This window comes from Pseudomonas sp. MIL9 (genome assembly GCF_016887925.1).
GTDB lineage: Bacteria > Pseudomonadota > Gammaproteobacteria > Pseudomonadales > Pseudomonadaceae > Aquipseudomonas > Aquipseudomonas mohnii.
Window position 1 is genome coordinate 155,965 of sequence record NZ_JAFEHE010000005.1, and the last position, 18,423, is coordinate 174,387.

The 18,423-nt window shown below is 55.8% G+C and carries 14 protein-coding genes and 1 pseudogene; 4 read left to right on the plus strand and 11 right to left on the minus strand.

Annotated elements, in window-relative coordinates; genetic code table 11:
* Positions 1-95: 95 nt before the first annotated feature.
* The 6 genes from JQF37_RS07300 to JQF37_RS07325 all read right to left on the minus strand — a co-directional run bounded on the left by JQF37_RS07300 (position 96) and on the right by JQF37_RS07325 (position 6,451).
* Positions 96-575 (minus strand): Lrp/AsnC family transcriptional regulator, encoded by a 480-nt coding sequence (locus tag JQF37_RS07300; RefSeq protein ID WP_060764068.1) that lies wholly within the window; start codon positions 573-575, stop codon positions 96-98.
* 133 nt (positions 576-708) lie between these two features.
* Entirely contained in the window at positions 709-1,710 is a 1,002-nt protein-coding gene (gene doeB / locus JQF37_RS07305) for a N(2)-acetyl-L-2,4-diaminobutanoate deacetylase DoeB (protein WP_060764069.1), read from the minus strand.
* A 3-nt stretch (positions 1,711-1,713) separates the two neighbouring features.
* The gene (gene doeA / locus JQF37_RS07310; protein ID WP_060764070.1) at positions 1,714-2,904 is read right to left on the minus strand and encodes an ectoine hydrolase DoeA; all 1,191 of its coding nucleotides are present in this window, start codon (positions 2,902-2,904) and stop codon (positions 1,714-1,716) included.
* Positions 2,905-2,947: 43 nt separating this feature from the next.
* Positions 2,948-3,940: an ectoine utilization protein EutC gene (gene eutC / locus JQF37_RS07315; protein ID WP_060764071.1), complete on the minus strand. Its 993-nt coding sequence runs from the start codon at positions 3,938-3,940 to the stop codon at positions 2,948-2,950.
* A gap of 36 nt (positions 3,941-3,976) precedes the next feature.
* Positions 3,977-4,948 carry a hydroxyectoine utilization dehydratase EutB gene (gene eutB, locus JQF37_RS07320; RefSeq protein WP_076964526.1) on the minus strand — a complete coding sequence of 324 codons (972 nt, stop codon included), beginning with the start codon at positions 4,946-4,948 and terminating at the stop codon, positions 3,977-3,979.
* A gap of 108 nt (positions 4,949-5,056) precedes the next feature.
* Entirely contained in the window at positions 5,057-6,451 is a 1,395-nt protein-coding gene (locus JQF37_RS07325; protein ID WP_060764053.1) for a PLP-dependent aminotransferase family protein, read from the minus strand.
* 280 nt (positions 6,452-6,731) lie between these two features.
* On the opposite strand from JQF37_RS07325, the gene ehuB reads away from it, so the two are divergent.
* From ehuB to ehuA, 4 genes are all read left to right on the plus strand, one after another.
* Entirely contained in the window at positions 6,732-7,589 is an 858-nt protein-coding gene (gene ehuB, locus JQF37_RS07330) for an ectoine/hydroxyectoine ABC transporter substrate-binding protein EhuB (protein ID WP_060764054.1), read from the plus strand.
* A gap of 69 nt (positions 7,590-7,658) precedes the next feature.
* Positions 7,659-8,318 carry an ectoine/hydroxyectoine ABC transporter permease subunit EhuC gene (gene ehuC, locus JQF37_RS07335; protein ID WP_060764055.1) on the plus strand — a complete coding sequence of 220 codons (660 nt, stop codon included), beginning with the start codon at positions 7,659-7,661 and terminating at the stop codon, positions 8,316-8,318.
* On the plus strand, positions 8,315-8,971 hold the full coding sequence (gene ehuD, locus JQF37_RS07340) for an ectoine/hydroxyectoine ABC transporter permease subunit EhuD (RefSeq protein WP_060764056.1): 657 nt from the start codon (positions 8,315-8,317) through the stop codon (positions 8,969-8,971). The genes ehuC and ehuD overlap by 4 nt, the downstream gene beginning before the upstream one ends.
* An 80-nt stretch (positions 8,972-9,051) precedes the next feature.
* Positions 9,052-9,846 carry an ectoine/hydroxyectoine ABC transporter ATP-binding protein EhuA gene (ehuA, locus tag JQF37_RS07345; RefSeq protein ID WP_060764057.1) on the plus strand — a complete coding sequence of 265 codons (795 nt, stop codon included), beginning with the start codon at positions 9,052-9,054 and terminating at the stop codon, positions 9,844-9,846.
* A 477-nt stretch (positions 9,847-10,323) separates the two neighbouring features.
* Here the strand turns inward: ehuA and JQF37_RS07350 are convergent, their stop codons facing one another.
* The 5 genes and pseudogenes from JQF37_RS07350 to hrpB all read right to left on the minus strand — a co-directional run.
* A complete protein-coding gene (locus JQF37_RS07350) occupies positions 10,324-10,737 on the minus strand; it encodes a hypothetical protein (protein ID WP_307847834.1) in 414 nt (137 codons plus the stop codon).
* Complete coding sequence (locus tag JQF37_RS07355; RefSeq protein ID WP_081095727.1) at positions 10,737-12,794, minus strand: integrase; 2,058 nt, start codon at positions 12,792-12,794, stop codon at positions 10,737-10,739. Before JQF37_RS07355 ends, JQF37_RS07350 begins: the two co-directional genes overlap by 1 nt.
* Positions 12,791-14,695, minus strand: a complete 1,905-nt coding sequence (locus JQF37_RS07360) for a hypothetical protein (protein WP_076965236.1) — start codon at positions 14,693-14,695, stop codon at positions 12,791-12,793. The genes JQF37_RS07355 and JQF37_RS07360 overlap by 4 nt, the downstream gene beginning before the upstream one ends.
* Positions 14,688-16,178, minus strand: coding sequence for a site-specific integrase (locus JQF37_RS07365; protein ID WP_060764147.1), 1,491 nt, complete (start codon positions 16,176-16,178; stop codon positions 14,688-14,690). The genes JQF37_RS07360 and JQF37_RS07365 overlap by 8 nt, the downstream gene beginning before the upstream one ends.
* Positions 16,179-16,236: 58 nt before the next feature.
* Positions 16,237-18,375 (minus strand): annotated as a pseudogene (gene hrpB, locus JQF37_RS07370) (ATP-dependent helicase HrpB); the annotation flags it as partial.
* Positions 18,376-18,423 lie beyond the last annotated feature (48 nt).

Sequence of the window (18,423 nt, forward strand, 5' to 3'; positions counted from 1 at the left end):
CAGGTGATTTGGCGTTTGGCGGGGCGTCATCACAGGTTTTTTCTGATTGAACACCGGCAAACAAGGGCTTTTTGCGGTGAAGGTTTTGCGCCGGTTTATGGCTCCTGCGCCAGCTCGGCTGGCAAGCCCCCCCCGGTCTTGATGGTTTTGGTGACGATGTAAGTGAAGTAGCGCTCGATGCCCAGGTCATCGAGCAATAACTGGTCGATAAACCGCTGGTAATGGTCGATGTCCGGCGCCTGGATCATTGCCATGTAATCAACGCCGCCACCGGTGGCGTAACAGAACGCCACTTCGGCGGCCTCGTTCATGCGTTGCTCGAAACGCCGCATGTCCTGGGCGGTGTGCCGGGCCAGGGTGATTTCCACCAGCACCTGCTGGCTTTTGAACACCGCGTACCAGTCGATCTGCGCTCGGTACCCTTTGATCAGCCCAAGCGCCTCCAGCTTGCGAACCCGCTCCCACGCCGGGGTCACCGAAAGATTGATCGCCTCGGCCAGGCTCGACTTGGTGATCCGACCGTCTTCGGCGAGGATTCGCAGGATTTTCAGGTCATAGCGATCGAGCTTGTGCATGGTCCGAAAATCTCCTAAATGTGTGGGAGAAACCTGTGGGAGCGAGCCTGCTTGCGATGGCGGTATTTCAGTCACATCATTAATGTATGTAACGCCGCAATCGCGAGCAGGCTCGCTTCCACAGGGTTTGGGGTCAGGTCAATACATCGGCGATGACTGCAATGGTATCGCCGCACTGCACCAGGCCGGGAAAGTGGCGCGCCGCCAGCAGGCCGCTGCGGGCCGCGCGATATTCCACCGGGGCGACGCCGCTGCGGGTAGCGTCGTAAACGCGGGCGATCACTTCGCCCTTGCTCACTTTGTCGCCCAGATCGCGGCACATTTCCAGCAAGCCGTCGTGTTCGCTGGCGATGAAGCAATTGGCATCGGGCATGTCGAGCATGATTGACCCCGTGGTCTGGATCTCACCTTCGAGAATCCCCGCATGCACCAGCAGATTACGCACCCCGCGCTCGGCAATCGCCACACTGCGCGCTGTGGACGAACCACCGCCACCCAGTTCGGTCGTGACAAAGACTTTGCCCTGACGCTCGGCGGCGGTGTCGTACATCGCCCCGGCATCGAGTTCCAGCATGCGCATGCTGTAAGGTGCATTGAAAGCGCGCATTCCGGCTTCGCATTGCGCCTGCTGATTTTTGTCGGGCAGCACATGACAAGCTGCGAAAGGCAGGAAATCCAAGGTGCGGCCACCGGAATGGATGTCCAGCACGAAGTCCGCCAAGGGCAATAAGGTCCGGTTGAAGTAGTCGGCGATTTTCTCGGTCACGGTGCCGTCCGGCTTACCGGGGAAACTGCGATTGAGATTACCCTTGTCGATCGGCGACGTGCGCCGACCAGCATGGAACGCCGGGGTGTTCATGAACGGGACGATAATCACCCGCCCCGTGACTTCGGCAGCCGTCAGACCCTGGGCTAGTTTGCTCAGCGCCACCGGGCCTTCGTATTCATCACCGTGGTTACCGCCGGTAAGCAGCGCGGTCGGACCCTCACCGCGCTGAATCACAGTGACCGGAATCATCACCGCGCCCCAGGCCGAGTCGTCCCGGGAGTACGGCAATTTGAGGAACCCGTGTTGCACGCCTTCGCGGGCAAAATCCACCGTGGCGCTGATCGGATTATCGGGCAATTCGCTCATGGCTCAATCCTTCACGAACAGTTGGCGTGGCACGTTGCACAGCGTCTCGACGCCGGTCTCGGTGATCAGAATGCTTTCGGTGATTTCCAGTCCCCAATCGTCCATCCACAGTCCCGGCATGAAGTGGAAAGTCATGCCTGGCTGCAACACGCTGGTGTCGCCGGGACGCAGGCTCATGGTGCGTTCGCCCCAGTCTGGCGGATAACTGATCCCGATCGGGTAGCCGCAACGGCTGTCCTTGTGGATGCCGAACTTCTGCAACACTTTGAAAAACGCCACAGCGATGTCGCCGGTGGTGTTGCCCGGTTTCGCCGCTTCCAGTCCAGCGGCGATGCCTTCGACCACGGCTTTTTCGCCGTCGAGGAAATGCTGTGGAGGTTTGCCCAGGTAGATCGTGCGCGACAACGGGCAGTGATAACGCTTGTAGCAACCGGCAATCTCGAAAAACGTCCCGGCCCCCTTTTCGAACGGCGAATCGTCCCAGGTCAGGTGCGGCGCGCTGGCATCGGCACCGGTCGGCAATAGCGGCACGATGGCCGGGTAATCGCCGCCATGGCCATCAGCGCCGAGGATCCCGCTGCTGTAGATGTCAGCCACCAGTTCATTTTTGCGCATGCCCGGCTCGATCCGTTCGAGGATCCGCCCGTGCATGTTTTCGACGATGCGCGCAGCGATGCGCATGTAAGCGATTTCCTGGGGCGACTTGATCGCTCGCTGCCAGTTCACCAACCCGACCGCGTCGATCAGCTTGGCCTGCGGCAGGTTTTTCTGCAGCGACAAATACGCGGCGGCGCTGAAGTAATAGTTATCCATTTCCACGCCGATGGTCAGCGCGTCCCAACCCCGGGCACTGATGACTTCCTGCGACAGGTAATCCATCGGATGGCGTTCCCGGGACTGCACATAGATGTCCGGGTAACCGACGATGTTCTCGTGCTGCATGAACACCGTGCGCTTGGCGCCGTTGGCGTCTTGTCCGCGACCGAACCAGACCGGCTCGCCGTCGAGCGCCAACAACACGCATTGGTGAACGTAAAACGACCAACCGTCATAGCCGGTCAGCCAGGCCATGTTCGACGGATCGGTGACCAGCAACAGCTCGATGCCCTGAACCTGCATGGCCGCTCGAACCTTGGCCAGACGCTGGGCGTATTCCTCCCGTTCGAACGGGAGATTGACGACTATCTGAGACATGCACATGCCCTCTGATAAATGACGCACGGATGAAAAAAATGGATTAGCTGCCGAACTGAAAGCCCTTGCCGGCCGAGCGCGCGCGCTCGAAGGCCAGATTGGCCATGGCGGTGTCTTGGGCGCCGGTGCCTGTGAGGTCGCACAAGGTGACTTGCGCATCGCTGGTCCGACCCGGGCGCTGGCCCGCGAGCACTTGTCCCAATTCGGCCAAGCCCGATTCGTTGGCAATAACGCCGGCCGCCAGAGCGTGATGCAACTCGCCGAGGATTCGCGTCTGGCTCAAGCGATCTGCCACGTAGCGGTCGACCTGCGCCAGCGCCTGGGGGGAAATTTCGTTTTTGTGTTCGGCGTCGGAGCCCATGGCAGTGATGTGCAGGCCGGGGTGCAGATGGCGCGCTTCGATCAAAGGTTCGCGGCTCGGGGTGCAGGTGATCGCGATGTCCGCGCCGGCCATGGCCTCGTCGATGCTCGCGCAAGGCGTGACCACCAGACCGCTGTCACGCGCCAATTCGGTGCTGAAGGCTTCAGCCTTGGCGCGGTCACGTGCCCAGACTCGAACGGATTCAATCGGCCGGACCAGGCGCAACGCCTGAAGCTGCAACGCCGCCTGTTCGCCGGCACCGATCAGCGCCACGCTGCGACTGTCAACCCGCGACAGCGCACGAGCAGCGACCGCGCCCGCCGCTGCTGTGCGTACGGCGGTCAGATAACCGTTATCCAGCAACAAGGCATCGAGCAAACCGGTGCGTGCCGACAACAGCATCATCATGCCGTTGAGGCTCGGTAGCCCAAGTGTCGGATTGTCGAAAAAACCCGGACTGACCTTGATCGCAAAGCGTTCCAGGCCTGGCAGGTACGCAGTCTTCACGTCCACTTCACCGTTGTGCTCGGGGATGTCCAGACGCAGGATCGGCGGCATTGCCACTGCTGCCGTGGCCAGCAGGACAAAGGCTTGTTCGATGGCTTCGATGCTCGGCAGGTCTAGTGCCACGCAGGCACGCAGATCAGCTTCGCTCAATAAGGTGATATCACTCATCAATGCGGCACTCCATTCAGTTTTTATTGTTGGGGTTCACGCATCCGCGCCTGCGAGGACGCGCAGGTGCTGATCGACGTCGACGTTACGGCCACTGACCACCACCACGATCGGCCCGCGCGGCTCAATCAATCCATCAAGCAACGCGGCAATCCCGACCACGGCCGCGCCTTCCAGCACCAGACGCTCTTCGCGATAGGCATGGCGTAGGGCATTGGCGATGGAAGTCTCGCTGAGCAAATGCAGGTGGTCACACAGATCGCGCGTCATGTTGAAGGTGTAACGGTTGTTCAGGCCGATACCACCGCCGAGCGAGTCGGCCAGGGTCGGCAGCTCTTCGACTTCCACCGGATGCCCAGCTGCGAGGCTGCCGTGCATGGCCGCACCGCGTTGCATGCTGATGCCGTGGGTGATGATGTTCGCGCTGACGCTTTTGATCGCCAGCGCCACACCGGCAAACAAACCGCCGCCGGACAATGGCACGAGGATTTGCGCCACGTCCGGTTGCTGTTCGAGGATTTCCAGCCCCAGCGTGCCCTGCCCGGCGATGATGGCCGGGTGATCAAACGGCGGCAGCAATGTCGCGCCTTGCTCGTTGGCGATCCGTTCGGCTTCACGCTGGGCGTCGTCCTGGGACTGGCCGACGATGCATACCTCGGCGCCCAGATCGCGAATGGCTTGAACCTTGTTCGCCGGCACCAGATGCGACAGGCAAATCGTCGCCTTCACGCCTTGTCGGGAAGCGGCATACGCCAGAGCACGACCGTGATTGCCGGTCGACGCCGCCACCACGCCACGCGTTTTCTCCTCGGCGCTCAGCTGCGCCACGGCATTGCTCGCGCCGCGCAATTTGAAACTGCCGGTGATTTGCTGGGATTCGAGTTTGAGGTACACCGCCACGCCCAATCGCTGCGAGAGGCTGGGCGAATATTCCATGGGGGTACGCCGGACAAGCAATTCGATGCGCTGGCGAGCGAGGTAAACATCATGTAGCTGCAACGATGACATGATCGCGTCCCGACTGTGGTGTTAGGCGCAGTCTAAGAGGACTGGATTGTCGCAATGAATGTACTAGGGCAATTTAGCCGACAAACTTTTTGGGGGACTTTTTCCCGGTCAAAAATCGTGGATTTGCGGGTACTGCCCGAATATCTCGCGCATGCCAATCAGCGCATCGCGCATTTCTTCGTCGCTGCATTCGGCGCCGACACAGATCCTCACCGCTCGAGCCCGAGGCGTTCCACGCACGGTGAACGGGTCAGGCGACGTGACTGCAATGTGCCGGTGACGCAGGGCCCGCACCAGGCTGTCGACCTCCCAATGCGGGGGAATACCGACCCACGCATTCAATGCATGAGGATGCTGGCCGAGCAGGTGCTCGCCCAGGTATTCGCTGACCATCGCCTGACGGCCGGCCAACAGTTTGCGCTGCAAACGCACGAGCGTGTCGGCGCGACCGTCACGAATCCAGCGCGCGGCGATTTCGGAGACCATGGGCGTGGCCATCCAGCTGTTGACCCGCAAGATGCTCTCGGTGCGCAACGCCAGACGCTTGGGCACCACCAGATAGCCGATGCGCAAACCGGTCAGCACCGACTTGGTCATGCTGGTGCAATAGAACGACAGTTCTGGCAGGTAATGGCTAATCGGCGGCGCGCGATGCTCGTCCAGCAACGGGCCGTATACATCGTCCTCAATAATGTGCACGCCGAAACGCCGGGCGATGTCGGCAATCTCCCGCCGACGACTGTCCGGCATCAGGCTGGTGGTCGGGTTGTTCAGGTTCGGCGTGCACACCAGCGCGGTGATGCGCTCGTTGCTGCACATGTCTTCGAAATGTTCCGGGTCAATGCCATAACGGTCCATCTCCAGGCCTTTGAGGGTGAACCCCAATACTTGGGAGTTGCCAATCACTCCGTGATCGGTGACCCCTTCGCAAAGTACTACATCATCGGGGCCCGCCAGAGATGCCAGCGCAAGGAAGATGCCGTGGGCCGCGCCATTGGTAATCAGGATGCCATCGCGCTCGACCCGCAGTCCTTGCCGTCCGATCCAGTGCATGGCCTCTTCACGGTGCGACTCGAAACCGGCAATCGGACGAAACGCGTGAATCCACGGCTGATCCTCTTCCGTGCTGAGCTCGCGGCAGGTGTCACGCCAGCACTGGTCGTGCTCGCGGGTGTGCAGGATCCGCGTGATGGAAAAATCCACGAGGGCCCGTTCGGGGCTATCGAGAATATAGGTAGCCACTCGATCGCTCATGCGCCGCGACACAAAGCTGCCGCGCCCGACTTCGCAACGCACCAGCCCCTGGCGCTCCAGCTCTTTATAGGCGTTGGTGACCGTCTGCACACTGATGCCCATGGCATCGGCAACGTGCCGCTGCGGTGGCAGGCGGTGATCATTGACCAGGACACCCTGCTCGATATCGTCGGCAATTGCCTGCACTAGAATCTTGTATTTGGACTCGCCGCTACGGGCGTTTTCCAGTGCTGCTTTCCACTTGTCCATCAGCGCTAAAACCCGGGTCTGTACTCGTCGGGACAGCATCTCGCTAGAATCCATGCAAAGCAATTGTCCTAGTGCAATACAATGATGCTCAGAGCTTTTGTATGCTCGGCTCAAGGTCGATAGCCGGGCACACTTCAAGCCCCCACAACAAAATCAGTCGACCTGTACCGGACTGTGTCCCGATCCATGGGATCAGTTCTTGTACGCTTTGCTCTTGTAACACTGCCTCCTACCACAGAGCCGTCACCGACGGGTCAACAAGAAACAGGAGATTTTATCGATGAGCAATTTCCCTTCCCGCAGCACCCATGCTTTGCGTCGCCTGTTCGTGGCTTGCGCGATGCTCGGCCTGGCCGCCAGCGCCCAAGCCGCTACAACACTGGAAACCGTCAAACAGAACAGCAGCATCCGTATCGGTTATGCCAACGAAACCCCGTTCGCCTTTACCGAAACAGACGGCAGGGTCACCGGTGAATCACCGGAAATCGCCAAAGCCATCTTTGCCAAAATGGGCATCAAACAGGTCGACGGCGTGTTGACCGAATGGGGTTCGTTGATCCCGGGCCTGCGCGCCGGGCGCTTCGACGTGATTGCCGCCGGCATGTACATCACGCCGGCCCGCTGCAAGCAGGTGCTGTTTACCGATCCGCAGTATCAACTGCCGGACGCACTGCTTACAGCCAAAGGCAACCCGAAGGCTCTACACAGCTATGAAGACATCGCCAAGAATCCCGAGGTGAAACTGGCGATCATGGCCGGTACGGTGAACCTGGCGTATGCGCGGGATTCGGGCGTGAAAGACGCGCAGATCCTCCAGGTGCCGGACACCACAGCTCAGTTGCAAGCCGTGCGCGCCGGTCGTGCCGATGCCGCCGTGGGTACTCAACTGACCATGAAAGGTTTGGCCGCCAAGGGTGGAGAAAAAGTCGAAGCAGTCACCGAGTTCAAGGACGACCCGTCGCACATAGGATACGGTGCTCTCGCCTTCCGTCCGGAAGACAAAGACCTACGCGATGCGGTCAACGCGGAGTTGAAAAAGTGGCTGGGCTCCGAAGAGCACCTCAAGGCGGTCGCTCCTTTCGGATTTGACAAATCCAACGTGACAAGAAAAACGGCTGCCGAGCTCTGCGCTCAATAGTCGAAACAGGCATGGCGTCACGGTGCGATGCCTATTTCCCTGCTTAATCCGGATGGCCAGGTTTAAACCATGGGTGAATTACTTCCGCTATTGATACAAGGCGCCTGGGTGACGCTCCAGGTGACGATCTTCGGTTCGCTGCTGGCGATTGTCGCGGCGATTCTCGCGGCCCTGGGGCGTATGTCGCCATGGCGGCCATTGCGTTGGTTTTCCGTTGCTTACATTGAAGTGTTTCGCGGCACGTCGTTGCTGGTGCAATTGTTCTGGCTGTTTTTCGTGCTACCGCTGCCACCGTTCAACCTTGAACTGAGCCCCTATAGCGTGGCCATCGTCGGCCTTGGCTTGCACATTGGTGCTTACGGCGCAGAGGTGATGCGCGGCGCGATCAGCTCTGTCGCGAAGGGTCAGTATGAAGCGTCCACAGCACTGAACTTCAGCGGCTACAAGCGCTTTCGCCGCATTATTCTTCCGCAGGCGTTGCTGGCCGCTATTCCGCCGGGCACCAATCTGCTGATTGAATTGCTGAAAAATACTTCGCTGGTGTCATTGATCACTTTATCCGATCTGAGCTTCCGGGCGCGTCAACTGGATCAGGCGACTTTCCAGACCCTGGAAATTTTCAGCCTTGCGCTGGTGATGTACTTCATCCTGGCGCAAGCCATCAATATCGGCATGCGTCGCATTGAGCTCCATCTGGCTCGCGGGCGGATGCGGGGAGGTCTGTCATGACACTGTTTGATTGGACCTATGCCTGGCAAATCCTCCCCGATTTACTGCGCGCTTCGCTTAACACCGTAGGGATTACCCTGATCGGTTTCCTGATCGCCATTGTGCTAGGTCTGTTCCTGGCAATTGGTCGACGCAGCCGCAGAGTCTGGCTATCGTGGCCAGCCACCGGGGTGATCGAGTTCATTCGCAGCACACCGCTGCTGATCCAGGTGTATTTTCTTTACTACGTGCTGCCTAATTACGGCGTCAGCATGACCGCGATGCAAGTGGGGATTCTCGGCATAGGCCTGCATTACGCCTGCTACATCGCCGAGGTGTATCGCGGCGGCCTCGACGCCGTGCCGCGTGCGCAATGGGAGGCGGTCACGGCGCTGAACATCGCCCCGTACAGCGCCTACCGCAACATCATCCTGCCCCAAGCCCTGCGGCCGATCCTGCCGCCATTGGGCAACTACCTAGTGGCGATGCTCAAGGACACGCCGGTACTGTCGGCGATTACTGTGGTGGAGATCATGCAACAGGCCAAGAACATCGGCTCAGAGAACTTCCGCTACCTGGAACCGATCACCATGGTCGGTCTGTTTTTCCTCGCCCTGAGCATCGCCTTGGCTTATTTGGTACGGCGCCTCGAACTGCGCCTGGAGCTACGCTAATGACTTCTCCACTCTCGACACCCAGCGACCTTTCCCGGCGCAGCAACCCGACCCCGCTGCATTCGCAGGAGGCCACGGCCATGCAGGAAACCAGATCGGTCAAGCCGATCGTCAGCTTTCAGGACGTCACCAAGAGCTACGGCAACTTCACCGTGCTCGACCACTTGAACCTAGACGTCACGCCGGGTGAGAAAGTCGCGATTATCGGTCCCAGCGGCTCGGGTAAATCCACATTATTACGGGTGCTGATGACGCTCGAGGGCATCGATGACGGGTTGATCCGCATCGAGGATGACTTGCTGACCCACATGCCCAATCGCAACGGTGTGCTAGTGCCGGCCAATGATCGGCATATCCGCCGGGTGCGCGGCAAGATCGGCATGGTGTTCCAGAGCTTCAACCTGTTCCCGCACATGACTGCGTTGCAAAATGTCATCGAAGCGCCGGTGCAAGTCCTTGGCATGAAACCCGCTGAAGCGCGCGAACGGGCAGCAGACTTGCTGGAACTGGTGGGGCTGGGCAGCAAGCTTGGCCATTACCCTTCGCAGCTGTCCGGCGGCCAGCAACAGCGGGTGGCGATCGCCCGGGCACTTGCCATGCGGCCCAAAGTCATGCTGTTCGACGAAGTGACCTCGGCACTCGACCCGGAACTGTGCGGCGAAGTACTTAACGTGATCCGCAAACTCGGCGCCGAGCACAACCTGACGATGCTGATGGTCACGCACCAGATGGGCTTCGCCCGGGAATTCGCCGATCGCGTATGCTTCTTTTATAAGGGGCAGATTCACGAACAGGGCACTCCCGCGCAGATCTTTGAACACCCGCAACAGGAACGAACTTGCGCGTTCCTTAGCGCAGTGAAAGAAGCCAACTAACCGAAAACTCAGCTGGAAGGGGCTGTGCTATGCACAGTGCCCTTCAGGTCGAATGCAAAGGGTTGGCACAACTGTGCAAATACCTGGTTTTCAATCAACCATGATTCTTCGCACATTGTGGGGAAGTGCCAGGGTCTGAATTATTTTATTCAGTATAACGCCGCGGTAATCAAGGATCCTTTAGAGCAAAAAGCATGGTTGAGAGGGCTTTTAGGGTGCAGTCGATCACTGACTGAGCTTCACAAGGGCTCCCGCTTCATCACCGTACTCCACGGAATCCCCCCGGGCCATTTGAAGCACCTTGCTCTCCCAAATTTCGGTGTGTTCGCTTTGGTAATTGAAGATCAACTTAGGACGCTTGTGGCCCTTCAAAGTGAGACAAGATATCTGATGAAAGAACTGGATATGGCTACCTCTGGTTACTAATTTTTTGGCCATTGCACAGGCATGAATTTACGAATACGCCACTCCCTCAAATTAAAAATCCAAGCTACTTTGATAGCGCTTCAATTTATTCTCCAATTCCTTTACACGTTCAACTAGCTGCAGATTCTGCGTAAGCACTTGGTAAAGTTGCTCTCGGGCTTGTTCAAGCTCAACCACAGCCCTCCCGGCCTTATTCTGGGCGCGCTTAATCTGTAAAGCCTTAGAGTTGCTTGTCGTGCTGCACTCTGTTCGATAGGCCTCTATTCTGGCAATTAAAGGCATGTGCGAGCCGCGAGACCTTTTCAAATAACCACGATCGAATCCAGCCTCAACACTAACAATACCTGCCGTGATCTTTGATCCGTCGATACCTACATGTGCGGAAATGACTGGGCACCCCGCTTTAAGGCGCTCAAACGCCGCCTCGCATATTTTAACGCCGTCAGATGTGATCCCACCAGACATCATTCAACCTCCATAACATTAATCAGACGATGTCTGTATCGAACCAGTCTATCCCAATCACCCTTTGTAATCTGATACTCGCCAGAACCTTCCTCGTACACCGCAAGTTCTCTTTCAGCGTCTTTAATAGCTTCATCTAGTTTCTGAGGTTTGATGATTGAGCCCTCACAGCTCAAGCAGGTCGTAAAGTCACCAAGAAGATAGGAATCGCACTCCCCAACTTTAGTGCAACCACCGAGCAGCGTTGGGCGATATCGGAGGTGACCATTAGCGACCCGCTTCATCGTTTCAGCGCGCACATCAGCAATTTGAGCCTCCCCGCTTTCAAGGCGCTGACGCTGCTTATTGATGTAACTTCCAACGCCTCCAAAGAGAGGTATGTTTTCTCCCAGAACCTCCGTCAGAATGTCATAGGCGACACTCATCGGCATTCCCATCTGAAACTCATACGCCATGTGATTCTGGGGTAGAACGAACTCTTTCTTCTCCGAATCGTAATAGCCAAAGATAGTTTTGAGATTTTCAAAATTGTTGGCATAGTAGCGCGCCATCTGTAACGTCATGTGTTTGTACTGTTTCTTCAAGCTAGGCAGTGATATAAAGCCGCTACTGCTACCATAAAATGCCAGTGAGCGTCGAAACTGATGACTAGTTAAATTCCAAGGCATGCCAACGGCAAAAGAGTTTTCAGCAGAAAAATCTCTTCCTGGGTCGGTGGCCGCAAGCTCAGCCAAATCCGACTGTTCAATCAGAATTGATGTTGCCAGTGATTCAGGCTTTGCTTCGACCCTCCAAATCGTAACGCCAACCTCTATATCGCCTTTTCTCACAATGATTGATGGATTAAGGAAAAGCGGCATATCATTGACATCAGTCTTATAAATTTTTGAAAGACCTCGGCAGATTGCCTGCCCCACCTTGACCGCCTTAATTACGTCTTCAGTGGCAAGCCAAGCCTCGACTTGCCTGTACCCTTCAAATTTTGTCGTGGTGGATATAAGATCAACCATCCTTGCTCGATCTCGGACAACACCCCGACTATCCGTCGTATCAGGAACAACGACAGACTGTGAAAGACAATTATACGGAAGTCTCGCGACCTCTTGATCGCGCATCCCTGTATAGGTGTGGATAATAGTTTTAATAATATACTGGACCTTAGCTAACGCTAACGACAACCCCATTCGCTCTTTACAGATAAAATCCCCAGCAAAAACGCTATTCAACTGGTGCTGCGCAATAGCTTCCTCAAATATAGGCCGGACATCCCGCTTCGAAACCTTCATAGTGCAGCGTTGAAAATTGATACTTGTGCCGTAAACTCTATCCTCAAAGGAGGCAATAAACTCCTCAAGAGAATCAATACCAGAAAAAATCTGATCAACCCTATCACCGAGAATATTTATTATCTCAAGATAGATACGAGTTGGTATAACAGGGTGCTGCAATCCTTCCCTATACCCTTCCAATCCGAAATCCACATCAAAAACACCCTGAATTCGATACCCAAGGCGTTTCTCCCCTACCGAAACTAAGTGCCGCAGCAGCGCACGAAGCTTCTTGACCTTACTCTGACACATCTTACATTCCCTGAGGAAGGCAGCAAGATATACCGGAATAGTAAAAAGTTGCTGGAGTGACAACACCCCGACCATTTCTCTATCCCTCTGCGCATAACAATACCGAACGGCAGAGCGAAGAACAGTATAATACTGTAACAAAGAAGACGGGCTAAGCCGACCAATATGCCCCGCACTTACATAAAAAATAAGGCAGAAAAAAATATATTTTACTTCATTTATCAAGCGCCGCCGTTCAACGCCCTCACCATCCAACATGCCGTCAAACCGAAACAAATTAACTCTGTTCGCGCTAAGGCGATAAGGATTGAAATCCCACACATCATCCCCATAGACCGCTGTAGCATTCCCATCTCTATCGCGACACATCACAAAGCTATCAGGAGGGACGCCGTCCTCTTCATCATAAGGATCCGGTGGAACAGAGCCGACTCCCGCCACGCCAGAGAACAAATCACTAAAAAACGTAGAACTCAAAATACCACCCCCACCTTCTCATAACGTTGCAAGCGCCTCTCCCAAAAAGGCGTCAGATCGCCCAATTTTTGCACTCTGTACTTAACTTCAGCGACTAGGGTCGAACTCTCCTTTGAGCGCTCGGAGACAGCTTCAAGGATAAACTCAATGCGAATAGAAAGGTCCTTGAATAGCCTTTCGGCATGCTGTAAATCTGCGGTAGTTTTCCTCACTGCGTTAGCAACGTACTGAAGACTTAGGAGTTTGTGAACATCCTCTTCATCCGCATGACACATATAGTTCTCACAATAGAGGCACCCGTACTGCGTCTCGCAATTCGGTTGAATCGGCACTTCCTCGCGTGTTTGCACTGGATGATTGAAGTCTTCGCAGTGCCCTACAACAGTGGCAGCCTCCTCCTTGGCACCACGCTCTCGAACCACCTCCGCAGCCTTGCGCACAGCTTCCCAGTAGATACCGAACTCCTGCTCTTGCCGTTCCACCGTGGTTTCTGAGTAATTTGATGCATTCGTACGCTGTGAATGATTCAGCGACTCGGCTACTAATGATGGCGAAACTCTCAATTCATGTAAAACCAAACTCTTGAACTTTCTTACCGCAGATGCTGGGATATTCTTCGCATCAGGTGGCAAATACACTCCTCTAAGCCGCCTAAAAAATGCACTAGAAAAATTCTCGTTCAACTGACTATATTCTCCAGAATAGACCCCATCCTTACGCATTCTGAAGAAAAGATACTCGCAGCTCTGTCCGTTAAGCATCCATTGTCTTAGCTTCAAATAGGCTCTTAGCAACTGAAGCCCCTTTCTACCGATTGGATAGCGCGTCGTCCTTCCCTTCGCCCGAAACTTCACCGCCGTCAACTCTTTCTTTATCGCCGACCGCTCAATTTCAAGAGCTTCTGCATATTCAAACTGCACAAACTCGCTAGGATTTGCCCCTGTAATCAAAATAAAAAGACATGCATATGCACTGGCAGACATGGATGCCAAACGCATCCTTTGCTCATGCCGAAGATCCGTATTCGCTTCATCTATGGTTTTTTGCGTATCGCCAAGCGACCGGCGAATTATATCCAGCTTACTAACTCGTGCTCCACTAGCCATATATTCTTCTGGCGTAGCCACCCGTGCTTCCACGAGATTAAGGCAGTGAAGCCTCTTACCATTCGAATACGGGGTTAGCGTCGCGCCATAAATAGGGAAAACTACAGCCTCTAGACCTGAAAATTTAACCCGACAGGGGAATGGCTCCCCGCTCATGACAAAAGAACTAAATCGAGACGCAACATCAATGCAGACATTTATGTAGCTTTTTACATTATCTTCTCTCGGAGGCTCAGGGCTTTTCCGGTTCGCCTTAATACCAGGCACGCCTCTTGTAATATAATCAGCACCATCTTTGAAGTGAAGACCAATAAGAAGCTTAAATGCCCTCTGACGAGCAAAGCAACTGATTGGCTTTAACTTCCCCAGAGCCAAAATTTGATGCAGAAGAAATTCTCTAAATCCTTTGTATGCCACCCTAGCAGACTTTACATTGTCGAACGCGTCTACATGCCCACTGGCATCACACCAATCCAATACAAACTTAAAACTTTTAAACTCACCAAGGATGCTTCTATCTCTTAATCCACCAGTATTGAAATAATCACCAATGGTTCTTACCAGCATCCTCCGACCACTAATGAACGATCCAATAACAACTGGAACCCCTTCCCTGCATGACCTGACTCCCATGTACCTAACCGAATAGGCAAATGAACCTATATCAATAGGGCTTTTAATGGCACGAGGATCAAGCTTCAATCGCAAACGCTCTGGATACAGAAAATCTTGTCCTAGCTGAGACAAGGTGACCACATCCGTTTCACGGATAACCATTTGGTCCAAATCACTCATTAGCGCTCTCCAATCTCAGATCACTGTAGTCTCCGAATCCGAAAATCTCATCTTCGTAAAGCTCTTGAGCAGCCAACTTATCAGAGTGCAATCGAAAGAGCTTCAGATAATTCTCTGTCGTTTCTCGATTTGAATGATACAGGCGCCTCTGAACAAGTGAAACCTCCTCACCATATTGCAAGCGCCCCGACGCCAATAACGGCAGCAAATGCTGATACAACTGAAAAGCAAAGGTTGCCCTTAACCAATGATACGTAAAACCAAGAGGAAATTCTTTTGATGCATACTTAATCAATTTTCGTTTTATGGTTTCGGTCACCTGCCCCGTCGGCCTTGACTTAACCTCTAAATAACGCGGATCACTTTCCGCCATGTAATAGCAATTACCTTGATCAGATAGAAACACATACATATCGTCATCATTCAACGCTTCAAGACTGCTATGCTCTTTCTTTAATTTCTCGCGCAACAATCCCCGTCTCTTGACTGCCATAGGACTGCTAGCAAAAACCTTCAGGTCATCAGCCAGTTGCTTCGGTACATGAAGCATCTGAGGCTTATCGCGTTTGGTATCAATACCAGTCCCAGGCCCCACATGCAGATGGTATGTTTTGTCACGATGAAGATTGTCCTCTGTAAAACCCTCAAGGTGCTTCATACGTAAGGTCAGGACTGTCTGCTTCCGCGCGCCAGTCATCAATGCAACAAGAAGTATCAGTCGTTCCTGCTGCGACCAATTTCTCTCATCATCTATTATCGCCAACAACTCGGAAAGCTGTTCATTGGTGAGCGGTCTTAAATCTTCACCATCGTCACGGACAAAGCCAATGGGAACATTACTTTCCTTAGACGTTGGAAGCGTCTGGCTGCGCTTTTCAACTTCAATCATCCTGGCTCCGCGACCACTTTCCAGCAAGAGCCTAACTTTCTTTACCGTATCAACGCGCTCCATATCAATTTCATAGTGCCAATTCAACGAAACAAACTTAATGAAATCATATACGATATTTGTATATTGGTTAATTACCGCAGGAGACTTTCCGCCATCATCAATCAAATGCCTGAAATAGCGGTATGTTGGTCTAAGCGGTGGTCGCTTGCCGGAAAAGTCTTTCCAATCAATCTCCTGATCCTCACAGAACAACAGGTAGTCTAAGAGCCTGCTTGCAGTGCGACGGGCCTTGTCTGTCGGCCTAGTCCGTGCATGCTTATTTTTGACGAGGTTAAGAAGATATGAGTTCGCCTCGATCCACGGCAGACCGCAGCGATGGAACAACACAGGGAAGTTGTACACATCGCGCTCGCCGTTCTTGCTACCAAACTCATTGACCTGGAATAGTTCAATGGGTGGCTGAGTGGCTACCAAGAGCGTGGGGGTCGCTCCACGAGGTTTGTTAGAAACGTACAGATCAGCAAAAGCATCCCGCACTCGAGGGACAATGACCAGCCTGCCTGTATGAGCAGAGTTCTCGTATGACGACATGTGCACATCCGCCTCTCAATGCGTAGATGCGTCAATGTTCACAGTTACGAGATGAATATCAATCCTTTTTTGTCAATCCTTTTTTGTTAAGTGATTCAACCCAAGGGTCTAACTTATGGAATAGTTTCGGGTAGCGCCCCTTCAAGTCCTTCTTCACTTCGGCGTAGGTGCTGCGCCAGAAGTTCGCCAGGTCCTGGGTCACCTGCACCGGTCGCCGCGCCGGGGACAATAGATGCAGCTTGACCACCTGCCGGCCACCGGCGATGCGCGGGGTCTCGGCCAGGCCAAACAGCTCTTGCAGACGCACCGCCAGAATCGGCGGTTGTTCGCTGTAATCCAGACGGATCGACGAGCCCGACGGCACGCTCAAATGATGCGGCGCCAGCTCGTCGAGCCGTTGCGGCAACGGCCAGGGCAGCAGGTTATGAACGATACTCGACAGGTCCAGATTGGCGAAGTGACTGAGCCGCGAGACCTTGCCCAGATACGGCATCAGCCAGTGCTCCAGGCTTTTGAGCAACGCGGCGTCGCTGACATCCGGCCACTCGCTCTCGCCCTTGCCCGCCAGATCCAACTGGCGCAACAAGGCGACCCGCGCCTGCCACTGACGCAGTTCCGGCGTCCACGGCAGCAGTTCCAGCCCCTTGCGGCGGACCAGATTGACCAGCGCCTGGCTGCGGGCGGTTTCATCGAGGCCGGTCAGCGGTTCGCGGCTGAGGATCAGTTCCCCGACCTTGCGCTGACGCTCGGCGCGCAACACGCCTTCGCGTTCGTCCCAATCCAGTTGGTCGACCACGCGCACCTGTTCGGCCAGCACCGAGTCGAACAGTGCCGGATCGAAATCCGTCGCCAGATAAATCCGTTCTTCACGCTGGCCCTGACGACTGCCAAGGTCAGCGATCACCAGCCAGGGTTGCTTCATCAGGCTGTCCGCTTCGGCGAACAGGGCTGCACGGCCGTTGGCCAGGCGATACTCGGCGCCACCCGCGCGGCGCTGCTGGGCGACGCGATCGGGATAGGCCAGTGCCAGCAGCGCACCGAGCCAGCGCGGGTGATCCGGGTCACTGACTGGCGCCGTTGCCTTGCCGCGCAGATAGCCCCGATATTGCCGCGCCAGTTGCCGCGCCCGCTGCACCCCGCCCTGGGCACCGCGAGCGGCGCGCGCTTCGCCGGACAACAGCACCAGTCGGCTGTGCAGATCCGCGCCGGCACCGCGCAAGATATCGCGCTCGCCGAGCAGTGCTGCGACATCGCAGGCCATGTCTGCCAAACCCAGGGCCTGGCCGCGCAACAGCAAATGGGCGATGCGCGGATGGGCCGGCAACTCGGCCATGGCCTGACCGTGACGGGTCAGCGTTTCGCCATCCAGTGCGCCCAAACGCTCGAGCAGGTCCTGCGCCTGAGCGTACGCGGCGGCGGGCGGCACATCGAGCCAGACCAGTTGCCCCGGCGTCACGCCCCAGCGGCCGAGTTGCAAGGCCAGACCGGCGAGATCCGCCGAGAGAATTTCCGCACTGCCGTAGGCCGCCAGCTGTTCATGCTGATCCTGCGACCACAGGCGATAACACACGCCGGGCTCCAGTCGCCCGGCGCGACCCGCCCGCTGGGTAGCGCTGGCCTTGGAGATACGCTGGGTGTCGAGGCGAGTCATGCCGCTGCCAGGGTCGAAACGCGGTACCCGCGCCAACCCGGCATCGATCACCACGCGCACGCCATCGATGGTCAGGCTGGTCTCGGCGATGTTGGTGGCCAGCACCACTTTGCGTTGGCCCGCCGGTGCCGGATCGATCGCCGCCCGCTGCGCGGCCAGGTCCAGTTCGCCGTGCAACGGGCAGAGCAACACCTGAGGGTTATCGCCCAGCGCATCGGCCAGCTGTTGATGCACGCGTCGAATTTCAGCCTGCCCCGGCAGGAACACCAGCACGCTGCCGGTTTCATCGTTCAAGGCTTCGAGAATGGTCTGCACCAGCCGTGGCTCGATGAATTCACCCGCCTGGAACGGCCGCCCCCAGCGCATCGCCACCGGGTACATGCGCCCTTCGCTGCGCAGGATCGGCGCATCGTTCAGCAGCCCGGCCAGGCGTTCGCCCTCCAGGGTCGCGGACATCAGCAGGATTTTCAGCGGTTGATCGTCGCGAAACAGCTCCCGGCCATTGAGGCTCAGGGCCAACGCCAGGTCGGCGTCGAGGCTGCGTTCCAACATTTTGCCACTTGCACTACCTTGTCAAAACTACGAGACTATAGA